This window comes from Streptomyces sp. NPDC019937 (genome assembly GCF_040631655.1).
In the GTDB taxonomy this organism is placed as follows: domain Bacteria; phylum Actinomycetota; class Actinomycetes; order Streptomycetales; family Streptomycetaceae; genus Streptomyces.
This window is the reverse complement of sequence record NZ_JBEYAL010000007.1, coordinates 50,207-65,963: the sequence shown is the minus strand read 5'-3', so window position 1 is coordinate 65,963 and position 15,757 is coordinate 50,207. Positions and strand designations below refer to the sequence as shown.

The following is a 15,757-nucleotide window of genomic DNA, read 5'->3' as shown; positions in this document are numbered from 1 at the left end:
GGACTTTCGATTCTAACCAGCCCATAATCGACGCCATGTCCACGCGCATGACCTTCGTCTTTACCTATGGCACCGGCCCGTCCGGCTGCCATGGTCGTGCTGCTTGAACTACTGACAAGCGACTTCCCAGGCGCCCCGGGCCGGTCAAGGCCCGGGGCGCTGGTGCGTATGTCTTCGGGTCTCCCCCGGTTCCGGTCCCGCTCGGCGACCGAGTCATCGACAGACAGAGACCAGGAGATACGGATATGAGCACCACCCCTGACGTGACCGCCCCTGACGTGACCGCCCCTGACGTGACCGCCCCTGATGTGGCCGACACCGCCGCCGTGATCGGTTCCGCGCGCGAGCGCATCGACGCCCTCGACGGGCGGATCCTCGACCTCGTCCGGGAACGGATGGGGGTTTCGGCCTCCATTCAGGAGGCGCGGATCGCGTCGGGCGGGCGGCGGGTGAACCTCTCCCGTGAGATGGAGATCCTCGACCGCTACCGCCAGACGCTCGGCAAGCCGGGCACGGCCCTCGCCATGACGCTGCTGGAGCTGTGCCGCGGCCGGGCGTGACGGCCCCTCCGTCACCCGTACGGCGCGTGACCGGCCCGCGAACGGGCTCGTTGAGCCCGGTGCCGCGTCGGCGAGGTGACCGGTCGGCAGGGGACAGCAGCCCGGTCACCATCCATAGGGCGGTCGGTCCCGGGGACGCCCGGGACCGACCGTATCCAGTCGAAACGGTTGCGCCCGGAGCGTGGCATCCAGCACGATGCAGTGAGGGAAAACACCCCGGGCCAGCACCCGTCATTGGTCCGACCACGGCCTGATCACGAGTCCGGCCGCGCGGGCGTACGCCCCCTGGCGCACCCTCCTCCTTTCCCTCGCCGATTCCCACCCGGAGCCCGCGGCGCACCCCCCGGCGCCGCCCCTTCAGCACCGGCGCTGCCCTGACGCCGGTGCTGACCGCCTAGGGCCCCGGGACGCCCGACCCGTTCGGACGCCCCGGGGCCCTTCGCCTGCCCGGGTCACGCCTGTGGTCCCCTCGCGCCTCTCGCGCCTCTCGTGTCTCTCGTGCCCTCTGATGCGCCTGCGGGTTCTGTGACCATTCTGTGAGCAACTGTGAAGGCAACCTTTCGGCCAGCAGGTTGGTCATGTACGTGCAAACCGAACGCACGGCCATTCCGCGCCCCCACCGCGACGGCCTTCCAGAAGAGGTCTTCATGGAGATTCGCCGCACACTGGTCGCCGCCGTAGCCACGGCCGCCCTGGCCCCCGCCGCGCTGCTCGCCGCGCCCGCCGCCTTCGCCGACAGCGAGCCGTCGGCCAGCCCGACGGTCGTCGAGCCGAGCGACGGGCCGTCGGAGCCGCCGTCGGACGAGCCGACCGACGAGCCCACGGACGAGCCGACGGCCGGCCCCACCGACGATCCGACCGACGAGCCGACGGCCGGGCCGACGGACGAGCCCACCGATGAGCCCACGGACGAGCCCACCGACGAGCCGACCGATGAGCCCACGGACGAGCCCACGGACGAGCCGACGGTCGGCCCCACCGATCTGCCCACGGACGAGCCCACCGACCCCACTTGCGAGGAGGAGTCCGAGGAGGCCGCCGTCACCACCGAGCTGCGCGGGCTGCCCAGCAAGGTCGTGGCCGGTTCCGGGTGGGTGCCGTTCACCTTCCGCACCACCAACACCTCCGACAAGGCGATGAAGTCGGTGGACGCGTACGTGATGATGTACGCCATCAGCAAGGACAAGCTCGACGACGTCTCGAAGCTCCTCACCGTGCAGTCGTACGACGAGGACTCCCACGCCTGGAAGACCATCAGCGACGAGGCGGGCTACTTCGGCTCGATCGGTGAGCTGAAGCCGGGCGAGTACGCCGACGCCAAGCTGCGCCTGAAGGTCGACGCCAAGACCCCCGGCAGCTACGGCTTCGGCTTCGCGATCGGCGCGTACCACAACGAGGACGACGTCTGCGGCTCCTCCGAGCTCATGGAGTACGACTTCGACGTCCTGGTCGCGGGCAGCAAGCCGGGGCCGATCGACGACGCCAAGCCGAAGCCGGGCGACAAGGGCAACCTGCCCGTGCCGCAGGGTGGCGCCAAGAACCTGAGCAAGCTGCCGGTGTCCGGAAAGCTCGCCGAGACCGGGTCCTCCTCCGCGCTGCCGATGATCGGGCTCATCGGTGGCGTCGCGATGGCCGTGGGCGGCGGGGCCGTGTTCGTCGTGCGGCGGCGTCGCGTTTCCGCCTGACCGTAGCCGTTGACCGTAGGGCCACCCCCGAGCGGGGTGGCCCTACGGTGCTTCCCCCGGGGGTTCGTCGCCGGGTGCGGGCCGGTGGGTGGGCACAACCTTGAGGGCGGCGTAGGCCGTCTTCGGGACCGCGGGGGTGTTCGGGGCCACCGGGGAGAGGCGGGCGTACGGCTCGCCCTGGGGTGGGCGGGGGTCCGGGTCGCCCTTGTTGGGCCACAGGGACATCGCCCGCTCCGCCTGGGCCGTGATCGTCAGCGAGGGGTTCACGCCCAGGTTGGCCGAGACGGCGGCGCCGTCCACCACGGCGATCCCGGGATGTCCGTACAGCCGGTGGTACGGGTCGATCACGCCCTCCCGCGCCGACGCGCCGATCGGGCAGCCGCCCAGGAAGTGGGCGGTCAGCGGGGTGCCCATCAGCTCGCCGACGTTGCTGCCCGGGAAGCCGTTGATCGACTCGGCGAGGTGGCGGGCCGCCGCCGCGCCCTCGGGGATGTGGTCCGGGTTGGGCGTGCCGTGGCCCTGGCGGGCGGTGAGCAGGCCCTTGCCCGGGCCCTTCGGCTTGCGGTAGGTGGTCAGCGAGTTGTCGTGGGTCTGCATGACCAGGCCGATGATGGTGCGCTCCGACCAGCGCCGGTTGGACAGGGAGCGCGCGGCGAGCGTCGGATGGCGCAGATTGGCCGCCAGGAAGCGCAGCCAGCCCGGGCCACGGCCCTGCGGGATCTGCAGGATGGACATCATGCCCATCGCGTTGGATCCCTTGCCGTAGCGGACGGGCTCGATGTGGGTGTTCTCGTCCGGGTGGATGGACGAGGTGATCGCGACGCCCCGGCTGAAGTCGGGCCGCTCCCCGCGCCGGGCGCGGTAGCGGCGGTCGGTGGTCTGGGCGCCGACCAGGGCCTCGGAGTTGGTGCGGGTGAGCATCCCGAGCCGGTCCGACAGCCGTGGCAGCAGGCCCCGGTCGCGCATGGTGTGCAGCAGGGTCTGGGTGCCGTACGTACCGGCGGCGAGGACGACGTACCGGGCGCGCAGCCTCTTCGGCCTGCCCCTGCGGCGCTTCGCGGTGGGCACGGTGGTGACGTGGTAGCCGCCGTCCGGGGCGTCGCGCACGGCGACCACGGTCGTCATGGGGTGGATGACGGCACCGGCCCGCTCGGCGAGGTGGAGGTAGTTCTCGTTGAGGGTGTTCTTGGCGCCGCGGCGGCAGCCGGTCATGCACTCCCCGCACTGGGTGCACGCCCGGCGGGCCGGGCCCGCGCCGCCGAAGTACGGGTCGGGCACCTCCTCCCCCGGCTTTGCCTTCGCCGTGCCGTCGGAGTCCTCGCCGTCGCCGAAGAAGACGCCGACGGGCGCCATGTGGAAGGTCTCGCCCACGCCCATCTTCTCGGCGGCCGCCTTGAGGTGGACGTCGGAGGGGGTCATGGTCCGGTTGAGGCGGGCGCCGAGCATGCGCCGCGCCTGGTCGTAGTACGGCTCCAGCTCCTGCTGCCAGTCGGTGATGCCGCCCCACTGCGGGTCCCGGAAGAACGGCTCGGGCGGTACGTACAGCGTGTTGGCGTAGTTGAGCGAACCGCCCCCGACCCCGGCGCCCGCCAGCACCATCACCTTGCCCAGGAGATGGATGCGCTGGATGCCGAAGAGGCCGAGGGCCGGGGCCCAGAGGTAGTTGCGGAGGTCCCAGGAGTTCCTGGGCAGCGTCTCGGGCGTGAAGCGGCGGCCCGCCTCCAGGACGCCGACCCGGTAGCCCTTCTCGGTCAGCCGGAGGGCCGAGACGGCTCCGCCGAAGCCCGACCCGACGACGATGACGTCGTAGTCGTAGTCGTAGTCGTACGTGTCGTCAGCGGCCTCTTCGGCGCGCTCGTCCTCCGACACGGGTACCTCCCCGTCGATGCGTACCGGTCAGCGCAGCCGCAGGGCCTTCATCGCGCGCAGGCTGCGGCTCATGAACTCCGCGTACTTCTCGTCCGTGAGGCCGAAGGACGGGCCGAGCGGCATCATGCGCTGCTGGGCGACCGTCTGCGCCTCGGTGTACTTGAGGATGCCCTCGGAGCCGTGGCGGCGGCCGAGGCCGGAGTCGCCCATGCCGCCCATCGGGGACGCGACGCTGCCGTACGCGGCGGCGTACGCCTCGTTGACGTTGACGGTGCCCGCGCGCAGCCGGGCGGCGACCGCGCGGCCGCGCCGGCCGTCCCGGGACCAGACGCTGGCGTTCAGGCCGTACGGGGTGGCGTTGGCGCGTTCGACCGCCTCGTCCTCGTCGGTGAAGCGGTAGATGGACACCACCGGGCCGAAGGTCTCCTCGGTGCACACCGCCATCGGCGCCTCCACGCCGTCCAGGATCGTCGGTTCGTAGAAGTACGGGCCGATGTCCGGGCGGGGGCGGCCGCCGGCGACGACCGTGGCGCCCTTGGAGACGGCCTCCTCCACATGGCGGGTGACGGTCTCCAGTTGCCGTTCGGAGACCAGCGAGCCCATCTCGGCGCCGTAGGCGAGGGCCGAGCCGAGCCGCATGGCCTTCGTACGGGCCGCGAACCGCTCCACGAAGCCGTCCGCGACCGACTCGTGGACGTACAGCCGCTCGATGGAGATGCACAGCTGCCCCGCGGAGGCGAAGCACGCGCGGACCGCGCCCTCGGCCGCCCGGTCGAGGTCGGCGTCGCGCAGCACCAGCATGGCGTTCTTGCCGCCGAGTTCGAGCGAGCAGCCCACCAGGCGGGCGGCGGCGGCCTGGGCCACGCCGCGGCCGGTGCGGGTGGAGCCGGTGAACGAGACGTAGTCGGCGTGCTCGACGACGGCCGGGCCCACGACCGGGCCGTCCCCGACGACGATCTGCCACACCCCGGCGGGCAGGCCGGCCTCCACCATCAGCTCACGCGCCCACAGGGCGGTCAGCACGGTCTCGGTGTCCGGCTTCATGACGACCGCGTTGCCCGCGACGAAGGCGGGTATCGCGTCCCCGACCGACAGCTCCAGCGGGTAGTTCCACGGCACGATCTGGCCGACGACGCCGCGTGGCTGGCGCAGTTCGGTGACCTTGGTGAGCGTGGGGACGACGCCCAGGTGGGACTTGGGACGCAGATAGGCCTGCGCCTTGCGGCCGTAGTGGCGGGCGGCGAGGACGACGCCCTGGATCTCCTCGTGGGCGTGCAGCCGGGTCTTGCCGGTCTCCAGCTGGATCAGGTCCAGGACCTCCGACTGGCGGCGCAGCAGCAGGTCGTGGAAGCGCAGGAAGACGGCGGCGCGGGTGCGCACGGGGGTCGCGGCCCAGGACCGCTGGGCCGTGCGGGCCTGGTCGAAGGCGGTGGCGACGTCCTCGGGGGTGGACTCGGGCAGCCCGGAGGCCAGGACCTCCCCCGTGAACGGGGTGTGGTTGACGGTGCTGCCGCTGCCCACGACGCCCCGGGTGAGCCGGGCGACCAGTTCGGGGGTGACGACGTCGGCGGCGGTCCTGGTGCCCTTGGCGGCGACCGGGTTTCCGTCGGCCGGGGCCTGTGTCGCGGATGTGGCCTGGTCCTGTGCGCTGTCCTGCGAGTCGGTCATGGGGGCGAGGGTAGGCCTCGGCCGGGCGGTTTGGGTACCCGACGGTAACAATTTGTGGCCGTGGAACAGCGGCCCATGGGGGCGACGTTCAGATGCCCTCTATCGTCAGGTTCCTCACGACGTCCTCGTACAGCGCGTCCCCGGTCCGCCGGGCGTCGCCCCTAGCGGGCATGGTCACGGTCAACTGCCAGGCGATGTGATCGTCGCTGACGTAGACGTGATCGCGGTTCAGGTAGAGGACGCGGTTCTCGTCGCTGGTGGTGCCGGGCTCGTAGAAGGTGGTGTTCAGGTCCTTCGCCGCCTTGCCCTGCTGCCGGGTGTCCTTGGCCTTCTCGCTGCGCGCCTCGTCCATCGTCGACAGGGCGCCGCTCTTGTAGTACGCGGCGATCTGCCCGGTCACGCCCGCCGCGTTCGTGATCTTCTGTTCCGGGCCGGAGACCAGCTTGGTCAGGGTGATGGTGTAGACGCCGCTGGGGTCGTCGAAGGTGACGTTCGGCGCGCGCTCGTCGCTGTCGTCCTGCACCCGCTTGTACGCGCTCGGCACCGCCAGCGAGGCGGCCACCACATCGCGCTCCTCGCGCACGGTCCAGCCGGACGGCAGGGGGTCCTCGGTCGCGAACGGCTTGCCGAGGACCAGCACCAGCACGGAGGCGATCACCACAAGGGCGGCGCCCAGGCCGACCTGCGCCGTGCGGTTCTCGTGGAGGACGGGCGGGACGAAACGGCTGCCGCCGCTCCGGGCCGCCTCACCGCCGTACGCGCCCGCGGTGAGCGCCGCGGGAAGCGGCTGCGGCGCCGGCCGTACGACCGACTCCAGCGCCTCGCGCGTCTCGGCCGCCGACGGGCGCATGGCCGGGTCCTTGAGCAGCAGTCGCATGGTGATGGAGCCGAGGGCGTCGGGGCCCCGGGCTGGCCGCTGCGGTTCGGCCGACAGCACGGCCTGCAGGGTCGCGGGGGTGTGCGAGCGGCGGAACGGGGACATGCCCTCGACCGCCGCGTACAGCACGACGCCCAGCGACCACAGGTCCGACGCCGGGCCCGGCCGCTGCCCGAGCACCCGCTCGGGCGCGATGAATTCGGGCGAGCCGACGAAGCCGCCGGTCTCGGTCAGCCCCTGTTCGCCCTCGACCTGCGCGATGCCGAAATCGGTGAGGACCACCCGGCCGCCCCGGCCGAGCAGCACGTTGTCCGGCTTGACGTCACGGTGCAGCACGCCCGCCTCGTGCGCGGCCGACAGGGCGCCCAGCACGGCGAGCCCGATCCGGGCCGCCTCGCGCGGATCGAGCGTGCCCTCCGCCAGCCGGTCGGCCAGCGAGTCGCCGCGCACCAGCTCCATCACGATCCAGGGGCGGCCGTCCTCGACCACCACGTCGTGGACGGTGACGACGGAGGGGTGGTCGATCCGGGCCGCGGCGCGCGCCTCGCGCTCCATCCGCTGGTGGACGGTCCGCCGCTCGCGGTCCGGAAGGTGGGCCGGAACGCGGGGCTCCTTGACCGCCACCTCGCGGTCCACGATCTGGTCGTGCGCCTTCCAGACGGTGCCCATGCCGCCGTGGCCGAGCCGCGCGAGGAGCCGGTAGCGGCCGCCGAGGAGCCGTCCCGGGCCGGGGCTCTGCCGCGCGCCGTGAGCGGCCGGGCGTGGGTCGCGCTGGTCGCGCGGGTCGTACGGCGCGGCGGCGGGGCCGTGTCCCGGTTGCGGTTCCGGTTGCCGGTCCGGGCGTGCGTCCGAACGTGGCCGAGGAGCAGCCGGGGCATGAGCGGGTTCGGCGCGCTGCCCGGGTGCCTGCGTGGGCTCGTACGTACCGGGTCCCGCCTGCCGTCGTGGCGGCGCGGGCGGCACCACCTGCTGCGGCGGCCGCAGATCGTAGCTGCTGGGCTCGTTCGCCCGTCCCCCGTCGTTCGTCATGCGCAAATCATTACCTGGTGGGCGGTGAACACCGCCACCCACCGACGGGCCGCGCGGACGGCTCGTGACAAACCCGTTGCGACCGGGTCAGCCCGGCGCCCCGGATCGGGCGAACGTCGCGACAGCCGTATCGAAGTAACGTTTCCCCTCGGCCTTCTTCTCCACCGGGACGGAAAGCCACAGATCGTACATCTTGCCGCCCTCGTTCCAGCTCAGGTCGAAGGTCTGCCGGGAGCCGCCGTCATCGGCCGAACCGTCCCAGACGAACGCCCACAGCGCCGCCGGGTGGCCGTTGTGCGTGGTCCGGATGACCTGCCCGTTGCGGTACCCCTGGTAGCTGCTCGGCCCCTTGGCGTCCGCCGCCCGGCTCACGGCGAGGGGGCCCCTCGGGTCCGGCTCCTGGGGGTGGACGCCGATGCGGAACTCCAGGCCGGGCGAGTTGTAGTAGACGCGGGGCGACTTGTCCTGGCGGGCGAAGCCGTCCGGTACGGCGAGCGAGAACCCGGCCGGGTCGTGGACCAGCTCATACCCCTCGGGCACGCCGCCGGGGGACGCCTCGGGGGATGTGGACGCCTCCGGGTCGGTGGACGCTTTCGGTTCCGGGGGCGCCTTCGGGGAGGCCGTCCGGTCCGAGGCCCGCGCGGCCGGTTCCGCGTCGCCGCCCGCGCTCGCGTCCTCGCCGGTGCCCTCCTCCGCGACCCGGGCCGCGCCACGGTCCCCGGCCGTCGCGCCCTGGCCGCCGTCGTCCAGCAGCGCCATCGTGCCCGCGCCCAGCCCGGCGAGGGCGACGACCGCGGCGACGGCCATCAGCACCGTGCGGCGCCCGGGGGCACGGCGCGGCCGCGGTGCGGGGGCGGCCGGGGCGAGCGGCGTGCCGGACCGCGCAGCGGTCCGCTCCGCGGAGAACCCCGAGGTGTCCCCCGAGCCCAGGTACGTGCCCAGCATCCGCGTCGCCTCGTCCGCGCTCAGCCGCGTCCGCGTATCGCGCCGCAACAGCCCCTCGATGAGCGGCCGCAGCGGCCCGGCGGCCTCCGGCACGCGCACCTCGTCGTAGACGACGGCGTGCAGCACCGCCGCCACGGACTCCCGGTGGAACGGCGACGCGCCGCTCACCAGCGTGCACAGCAGCACGCCGAGCGACCACAGATCCGACTCGGGCCCGGTGCGGCGCCCCGACATCCGCTCCGGCGCCGTGTACTCGGGCGAGCCCACGAACGCCCCGGTCTCGGTCAGCGTCGTCGCCCCGTCGACCTGCGCGATCCCGAAGTCCGTCAGCACGACGCGGCCGGTGCCCGCCTCGATCAGGACGTTCGCCGGTTTGATGTCCCGGTGCAGCACGCCGCGCGCGTGCGCCACCCGCAGCGCGTCCAGCAGGGCCGCCGCCACCCGGCCCGCCTCACGCGGCCCGAGCGGGCCCCGCGCGCCCAGCCGGTCGGCGAGCGAGGACCCGTCGACCAGTTCCATGACGATCCACGGATGGCCGTCCTGCTCCACCACGTCGTGCAGGACGATCACATTGGGGTGCTTGATCTGCGCGACCGTACGGGCCTCCCGCAGCGCGCGCTCGCCGCGCTGCCAGTCGTCGGGGCCGGAGCCCTCGTCCACGTGCAGTTCCTTGACCGCGACATCGCGGCCCAGCAGTTCGTCGACGGCCCGCCAGACCGTGCCCATGCCACCGCGGCCGAGCCGTGAGACCAGCCGATAACGCCCGGCCAGCAGGCCGGTATTGCCCCCGTTGTCAGTCATGGGCTCATCTTGCCTCACGGCTGCGGAGGCCCTGCCTCCGGTGGGCGGCCCCGGCGCCTTGTGGGATGAGCCGCGCGCCGGGGGAACGCGAGCGCGCGCGCTCGCCCTCGGGGGCGATTGAGCGGACGGGCCGCGTCGGGGATCGTAGAGCGTGCCGATGTTACAGGGGCGGACCGCGGCCGCCCCGCATCGACGAGCGAGCCTTGGAAGCGGGCCTCAAGAGAAGTGCAAGCCGCCCCGCGGCGGGGGTCCACGGGGCGGCGGCTGGGGGTGCGTCAGCTGGTGACGGGGATCTTCCAGGTGCGGGAGGCGGTCAGCAGCTTGCGCAGCGCGGGGTCTTTCACCGCGCGGGTGTGGTCCACGGCCTTGGCGGTGACGGTGTGGGGCCTGCCGTCGGACGGTACGCCGAGCGACGCGGGGGTGACGGTCTTCTTGCCGCGGGCCGCGGCGACTTCGGCGCCATCCACGTACCAGGTGAGCGAGGCGGTCTTCGGCACGTTCACCTTGAGGCTCGCCGCCCGGGCGAGGGGGGTTCCGGTGCCGGTGCGGCTGCTGAGCACGCTGGCGTGGCGGTAGAAGCCCGCGATCATCGCTTCGCGGCCGGGGAGGCTGTACTCGTGGCCGAGCGTGCGCATGATCGAGTTCCGGGTGGGGCGGTTGAGGCCCTTGGGGTAGTAGCGGCTGCCCTCGTACGCGCCGACCGTGCCGCCGTCCGGTGAGGTGTGGCCGATCCAGCGGTACCACTTCCGCTTCTGCTCGGTGAGCTGGGCGGCGGTCAGCTTGGTGGCGTTGGGCTCGTCGGGTTCGGCTCCGGTGTAGCCGCCGTTCGTGGCGTACACGTACTCGTCGGCGAGGCCGCCGACGGAGTGGCCGGTCTCGTGGACGGCGACCTGGTCGGAGTCGGGGTGGTCGGAGGAGGCGGTGGCGATGCCGTCGTAGCCGGCGCCGGAGCTGATCGTGTAGCCCGCGCCGCCGTACTTGGCGGAGTTGGACAGCACGATCACCAGGTCGGCCTGGGGTGCCTTCGCGGCGTACGACTCGACCTTGCCGGTGTCGACGCACAGCAGCCGCTCGGTGTCGTCGCACCAGAAGTAGGAGTCGAGGGCGGTGTCCTTGACGACGCCCTTGGACGGGTCGCCGGAGACGCCGGACTGGTTGGAGACGGCGTCCACGGACCAGACGTTGAAGAGGCTCCGGTAGGCGGCGTACGGCTCGACCGCGGAGATCTGCGCCCACTTCGAGCGGACGTCGGCGTGGAAGTCGCCCTGCTGGGCGGCGGTGTAGCCGTCGCCGACGAAGACGACGTCGACCTTGTCGGCCGGCGGGCCGTTCTTGATGACGGGCGCCACGTCGCCGTCGGCGGCGGTTTCGGCGGGGGAGAGCGTGCGGTCGCCCCGGGTGAGCCGGGCGGGGGTGGCGGCCGGGACCTCGGCGTGCCGGGGGTGGGCGCCGGGGCCGGTGAAGTACTCCACCTCATGGGTGCGCCGGGCCGGCTCGGCGAAGGCGACAGGGGCGACGGAGGCCGCGGAGGCGGAAGCGGCGGACGCCGCTGACGCCGAAGGGGCGGCGGGTGCGCTCACGGTCGCGGCGAGCGCCGCCGTCAGCGCCACACCTCCGGCGACGACAGCGGAGCGTAAGGGCGTGTGGCGGCGTCGCCATCTCCCTCTGCGCACGGGGGCTCCCGAGGTTTGCTCCGTAAGCGGCCTGTTAAACATGATTAATTCGCCGCTCAACCTAAGGCCAAAGGAAGGCCCGAGCAACGGGAACTAGGGAAATCGCTAAACAAATCGACCATCAGGCCCTATGTCCGGGCTCGCGCCCCCGCCCGAAAGTGACGCTCCGTACCCGCGGCGGCCAACCTGTCGTCCGCAAAGCCGGATCCGCATCCCGCCGGGAGCCTTATGGTCGAGCCGTACGTCGAAACGGCGGTCGGTGAGGAGCGGTCCCGACTGGCGGACGGTCGCCGTGGCGCCCGGCCGTCCGGTGCTGCCCCCTCACCTGCCGCATCTTATGCATCCTCCTGTAGATGGACTGAGCCCGGCGCACGAGCTACCGCCGGGGAGAAGAGGGCACGGTGGCCGAAAAGCGCGCCGGAGACGGTCGGGCGGCGGGGGCGGAGGGTACGGCGGAGATCGGGCGCCGGGTGTTACGGCTGCGCACGGAACGCGGGTTCACCCAGCGGCAGCTGGCCGAACCGGCGTACACCGCGGCGTATGTCTCCACGCTGGAATCCGGGAAGGTCCGCCCCTCCGAGGTCGCCCTGCGCCACCTCGCCCAACGCCTCGGCGTCACGTACGAGGAGCTGGTCACCGGCCGTTCACCGCAGGACGCGACCCGGCTGCGCGCCGGGCTCACCGACGCCCGGCGGACGCTGGCCACCGGCGACACCGAGGACGCGGCCGCCCGCTTCGCGGCGCTGGGCGCCGAGGCCGACCGGCTCGGCTTCGCCGACGAGCGGGCCGCGGCCCTGCTGGGGCTCGGCGACTGCGCCATGGAGACCGGCGAACTGATCGCGGCGCGCGACCACTTCGAGGCCGCCGAGAAGCTGCTCGCCGACGAGCCGCTGCCGCGCCGCGTCCCGGCGATCCGCGGCCGCGCCGTGGCCCATCTGCTCGCGGGCGAGCTGCGCTACTCCTGCTATCTGCTGGAGAGCGCCATCGACGAGCTGAACGCCTCCGGGCTGCACGACCCGAACGCCCTGCTGCTGCTCTACACCGCCGCGATCGCCCCGTACATGGACATGGGGGCGCACGCCCGTGCGGTCCGCGCCGCCGAACTCTCCCTCGCGCTGGCGCCCAGCGTCGACAACCCGGAACTGGTCGCCCAGATGCACCGCGGGGTGGCCCGCACCCTGATAGCCGAGGGCCGCACCGCGGAGGCCGACGCCTCGCTGGCCAAGGCGCAGGAGCTGTACGAACAGCTGCGGCTGCGCACCGATCTGGCGCACTGCCACTGGATGCGCGGCTACGTCCACGCGCAGGACGGCGACCTGGAACGGGCGGAGAGCGAACTGCGCATCGCCCGCGACATGCTGGCGTCCAAGCGGGCCGCGCTGTTCATGGTGCAGGTGGAGGTGGAGCTGGCCGACGTGCTGCGGCGGCGCGGCCGTACCGCCGCGGCGGAAGCGCTGCTCCGGCCCCTGCTCGCGAGATCCGGGAACTCCGGCGGCTCCGACTCCGGCTCCAACTCCGAATCCGGCTCCGGGGACGGGCAGGAGGCGGTCGAACTCACCGCGGAGCGCGGCGCGGTGCACGCGGGCGGCGCCCACCGGCTGCTCGGGCTGATAGCCGACGAGCGCGGCGACGCGGAGGAGGCGGAGGAGCACTACTGCGCGGCGCTGTCGCTGCTGGAACGCACCGGCGCCGCCGGTGACCTGGCCGACCTGTGCCGGCTGCTGGGCGATCTGCTGCGGCGCGAGGGGCGGTTGGAGGCCGCGATGGACGCGTACCGGACGGGGCTGGGGCACCGCGCCGCCCCCGGCACCACCACGCTGGGCCCGGCCCCGGCCGAACCGCCCCTCCAGGGCGCGCGCTGACCCCCGCCACCGGACCGCGGGGCGGTTGGTGCGCCCGCCGGGCCGGGGCCACTCGGGGTTGGTCAGGCCCCGATGGGCCGGTCCTCCCCCCGGTAAGGGCCGGTCGGCACGGCACGGCGGGCGGGTCAAAGGGTGAGCAGGCCGCCGCGTGTGGGGGTCGCGGCGGCCTGCCCCGCGCCGTAACGCCCCGCTGCCGGCCCCGCACCGCGACCATTTTCGGCCACGGTGGTCACGGCGCGCCGAGAGGCCGTACGGCGCGCTGCTGGGGCGGGGGTTCGGGTGGACCCCGCGGAGTGGTGCGGCATGTGATCCACTCTGCCCGGCCGCGGCGGGGCGGACATCCGCCCCAGGTCTCCCCTCGCCCCCCGCCGATCGGCGGGGTGATCCCCCCAACAGGGCGGAGGAGACCACTCCATATCGGTGCCCGATGCGGCAGGCTGTGCGGACAATGCGCATGACAGCTGAGGGAGGGAGCGGCCGGTGATCCGTGTTGCGGTGGTCGACGACGAGGCGCTCGTACGATCCGGCCTGCGGCTGATCCTGGGCACGGCCCCGGACATCGACGTGGTCGCCGACTGTTCCGGCGGAACGGCGGTCGAGACCGTGCTCGGCAGCGAGGCCGACGTGGTGCTCCTCGACATCCGGATGCCCGACGCCGACGGGCTCACCGTGCTCGGGCAGCTGCGCGCCGCGCCCCGCTCCCCCACCGTCGCCATGCTGACCACCTTCGACGCCCAGGAGTACCTGACCGCCGCGCTGCGCGCCGGGGCGGCCGGTTTCCTCCTCAAGGACACCGACCCGGAACAACTCGTCCGCGCGGTACGCACCCTCGCCCAGGGCGGCAGCGTCCTCGACCCGGGCGTCACCGGGGCGGTCATCGGCGGCTATCTCGCCGCCGAGGCCGAGGTGACCGCCGCCACCGCCGTCGACGCCCTCACCCCGCGCGAACGCGAAGTGCTCGCGCTGCTGGGCGAGGGGCTGGCCAATTCGCAGATCGCCGAGCGGATGGGGCTCGCGCCCAGCACCGTCAAGGACCATGTCCGGGCGGTGCTCGGCAAGCTGGGCGGGCTCAACCGGGTGCAGGCCGCCATCGTCGCCGACCGGGCCGGGCTGGTCACCAGCCGCCCGGGGGCGGGTGGGCCCCGGTGACCGTCATCCCGCCCGCGTCCGCACCGCCGTGGCGGCGGAGGCTGCCGGGGTGGGTGCGGCGGTGGGGGCCGCTGCTGGTCCCCGTCGTGTTCGCCGTGGCCGACGCGCTGCTCGTCAACGGCGTCACCCTGGGCCTGGAGCTGGACGTCTCCCTGGTCGCGGCGGCCGCCCTGCTGCTGCGCCACCGCTTCCCGGCGCCGGTCTTCCTGGCCACCCTGCCCGGCATCCTCATCGGCTACATCTGGTTCGCGCCGATGATCGCGCTCTATACGGTGGCCGAACGCCGCCCCGGCCCGCGGCTGCTCGGCGTCTCGGCGCTGCTGCTGGCCGCCGCGCACTTCGTCCCGTGGCCGGTGTCCGACTTCGAGCCGACCGCGTACCGGGAGAACACGCTCACCCTGATCGACGCGTGCATCACCTCCGTCGGGCCCATCGCGCTGGGCCTGCTGGTGCGCACCCGGGGCGAACTCGCCGCCCGCCTGGACGATCTGACCCGCAGCCGCCGCCGCGCCGACGAGCTGATCGCCGAGCAGGTGCTGAGCACCGAACGCGCGCGGCTCGCCCGCGAGATGCACGACGTCGTCGCCCATCAGGTCAGCCTGATCAGCCTGCAGGCCGGGGCGGTACAGATCAGTGCGAAGGACGCACAGGCACGGGAGGGGGCGCGGACGATCCGCGAACTGTCCGTACGGACGCTGGACGAGCTGCGCCACATGGTCGGCATCCTGCGGGCGGCGGGCGGCGACCTGGAACAGCTCACCCCGCAGCCCCGGCTGGCGGATCTGCCGCGGCTGATCGAGCTGAGCGCCCTGGACGTGGCGTACGAGGAGGCCGACGACGCACGGCTCGCGGGACGGCCGGAGGCGGTGGAGCGGGCCGCGTTCCGCATCGTGCAGGAGGCGTTGACCAATGTGCGCAAGCACGCACCGGGCGCGCGGGTGACGGTACGGCTCGCGGAGGCGGCCGCCGAGGGGCGCGGGCTGCGGGTGGAGGTCCGGAACGGGCCGCCGGACGCCTCCGCGGCGGCGCCGGGACTGCCGGGCGGCGGCCATGGGCTGGTGGGGCTGCGGGAGCGGGCGGCGCTGCTGGGCGGCACGCTCACGGCGGAGCCCACGGAGGAGGGGGGCTTCGTGGTGCTGGCGGACTTCCCGAAGGCGCCGCCACGGTCGTAGGGCGCGGGGTCCGCACCCCGCCCCTCGGAACGTCAGGAAGGGCTAGGCGGAGAGGAGGGCTAGGCGGAGAGGGAGTCGGCGGCGCCCTGTTCGTCGTCGTCGGGGTCCGTCGCCACCATCAGATTGGGATAGACGTCGAACAGCCGACGGACCCCCAGGGCCGCGAGGACGCGGTGCACATGGGAGCCGTGGGCGGCGTCCTGGGGCGGGAGGATCAACCGGAGCCGGCCCGAGCACGACCGCATCAGCCGGCGCGCGGCGATCAGGACACCGACGCCGCTGGAGTCGCAGAAGCGGACCTCGGACAGGTCGAGGACCAGAGAGTGGCGCCCTTCGGCGACCGCGTCGTGCACGTGCTGCCGGACCGCGGGCGAGGTCACGAGGTCCATCTCGCCGGAGACCTGCAGGACGACCCACTCCCCCCGTCCGTCCTCCATCACCTTCAACGTCACGCGCTCGAAGCCCTT

11 protein-coding genes are annotated in these 15,757 nt (G+C 73.3%); 5 read left to right on the top strand and 6 right to left on the bottom strand.

What is annotated here, in order from left to right; genetic code table 11:
- Positions 1-245: 245 nt before the first annotated feature.
- Positions 246-560, top strand: a complete 315-nt coding sequence (locus ABZ562_RS08660; RefSeq protein WP_361475662.1) for a chorismate mutase — start codon at positions 246-248, stop codon at positions 558-560.
- Between the two features lie 647 nt (positions 561-1,207).
- Positions 1,208-2,245 carry a PT domain-containing protein gene (locus ABZ562_RS08655; RefSeq protein WP_361475660.1) on the top strand — a complete coding sequence of 346 codons (1,038 nt, stop codon included), beginning with the start codon at positions 1,208-1,210 and terminating at the stop codon, positions 2,243-2,245.
- 42 nt (positions 2,246-2,287) lie between these two features.
- Here ABZ562_RS08655 and ABZ562_RS08650 read toward each other — a convergent pair whose 3' ends face one another.
- From ABZ562_RS08650 to ABZ562_RS08630, 5 genes are all read right to left on the bottom strand, one after another.
- A complete protein-coding gene (locus ABZ562_RS08650) occupies positions 2,288-4,114 on the bottom strand; it encodes a GMC family oxidoreductase (protein WP_361475658.1) in 1,827 nt (608 codons plus the stop codon).
- 27 nt (positions 4,115-4,141) lie between these two features.
- Positions 4,142-5,782, bottom strand: a complete 1,641-nt coding sequence (locus ABZ562_RS08645; RefSeq protein WP_361475654.1) for a succinic semialdehyde dehydrogenase — start codon at positions 5,780-5,782, stop codon at positions 4,142-4,144.
- Between the two features lie 88 nt (positions 5,783-5,870).
- Entirely contained in the window at positions 5,871-7,688 is a 1,818-nt protein-coding gene (locus ABZ562_RS08640) for a serine/threonine-protein kinase (protein WP_361475652.1), read from the bottom strand.
- A gap of 87 nt (positions 7,689-7,775) precedes the next feature.
- Positions 7,776-9,434 carry a protein kinase gene (locus tag ABZ562_RS08635; protein WP_361475650.1) on the bottom strand — a complete coding sequence of 553 codons (1,659 nt, stop codon included), beginning with the start codon at positions 9,432-9,434 and terminating at the stop codon, positions 7,776-7,778.
- Between the two features lie 275 nt (positions 9,435-9,709).
- Positions 9,710-11,044 (bottom strand): M64 family metallopeptidase, encoded by a 1,335-nt coding sequence (locus ABZ562_RS08630; RefSeq protein WP_361475648.1) that lies wholly within the window; start codon positions 11,042-11,044, stop codon positions 9,710-9,712.
- A 464-nt stretch (positions 11,045-11,508) separates the two neighbouring features.
- Here ABZ562_RS08630 and ABZ562_RS08625 point away from each other — a divergent pair, with 464 nt between their 5' ends.
- From ABZ562_RS08625 to ABZ562_RS08615, 3 genes are all read left to right on the top strand, one after another.
- Positions 11,509-12,969, top strand: coding sequence for a helix-turn-helix transcriptional regulator (locus ABZ562_RS08625; RefSeq protein ID WP_361475646.1), 1,461 nt, complete (start codon positions 11,509-11,511; stop codon positions 12,967-12,969).
- Positions 12,970-13,449: 480 nt separating this feature from the next.
- A complete protein-coding gene (locus ABZ562_RS08620; protein WP_361475644.1) occupies positions 13,450-14,118 on the top strand; it encodes a response regulator transcription factor in 669 nt (222 codons plus the stop codon).
- On the top strand, positions 14,115-15,290 hold the full coding sequence (locus ABZ562_RS08615; protein ID WP_361475642.1) for a histidine kinase: 1,176 nt from the start codon (positions 14,115-14,117) through the stop codon (positions 15,288-15,290). Before ABZ562_RS08620 ends, ABZ562_RS08615 begins: the two co-directional genes overlap by 4 nt.
- 59 nt (positions 15,291-15,349) lie before the next feature.
- Here ABZ562_RS08615 and ABZ562_RS08610 read toward each other — a convergent pair whose 3' ends face one another.
- Entirely contained in the window at positions 15,350-15,727 is a 378-nt protein-coding gene (locus ABZ562_RS08610) for an STAS domain-containing protein (RefSeq protein WP_361475640.1), read from the bottom strand.
- Positions 15,728-15,757 lie beyond the last annotated feature (30 nt).

Bases quoted from the DNA above. Each gene is read 5' to 3' on its own strand.
- ABZ562_RS08660 (WP_361475662.1), top strand. From the start codon at position 246: ATGAGCACCACCCCTGACGTGACCGCCCCTGACGTGACCGCCCCTGAC.
- ABZ562_RS08655 (WP_361475660.1), top strand. From the start codon at position 1,208: ATGGAGATTCGCCGCACACTGGTCGCCGCCGTAGCCACGGCCGCCCTG.
- ABZ562_RS08645 (WP_361475654.1), bottom strand. From the start codon at position 5,782: ATGACCGACTCGCAGGACAGCGCACAGGACCAGGCCACATCCGCGACA.
- ABZ562_RS08640 (WP_361475652.1), bottom strand. From the start codon at position 7,688: ATGACGAACGACGGGGGACGGGCGAACGAGCCCAGCAGCTACGATCTG.
- ABZ562_RS08635 (WP_361475650.1), bottom strand. From the start codon at position 9,434: ATGACTGACAACGGGGGCAATACCGGCCTGCTGGCCGGGCGTTATCGG.
- ABZ562_RS08610 (WP_361475640.1), bottom strand. From the start codon at position 15,727: ATGGAGGACGGACGGGGGGAGTGGGTCGTCCTGCAGGTCTCCGGCGAG.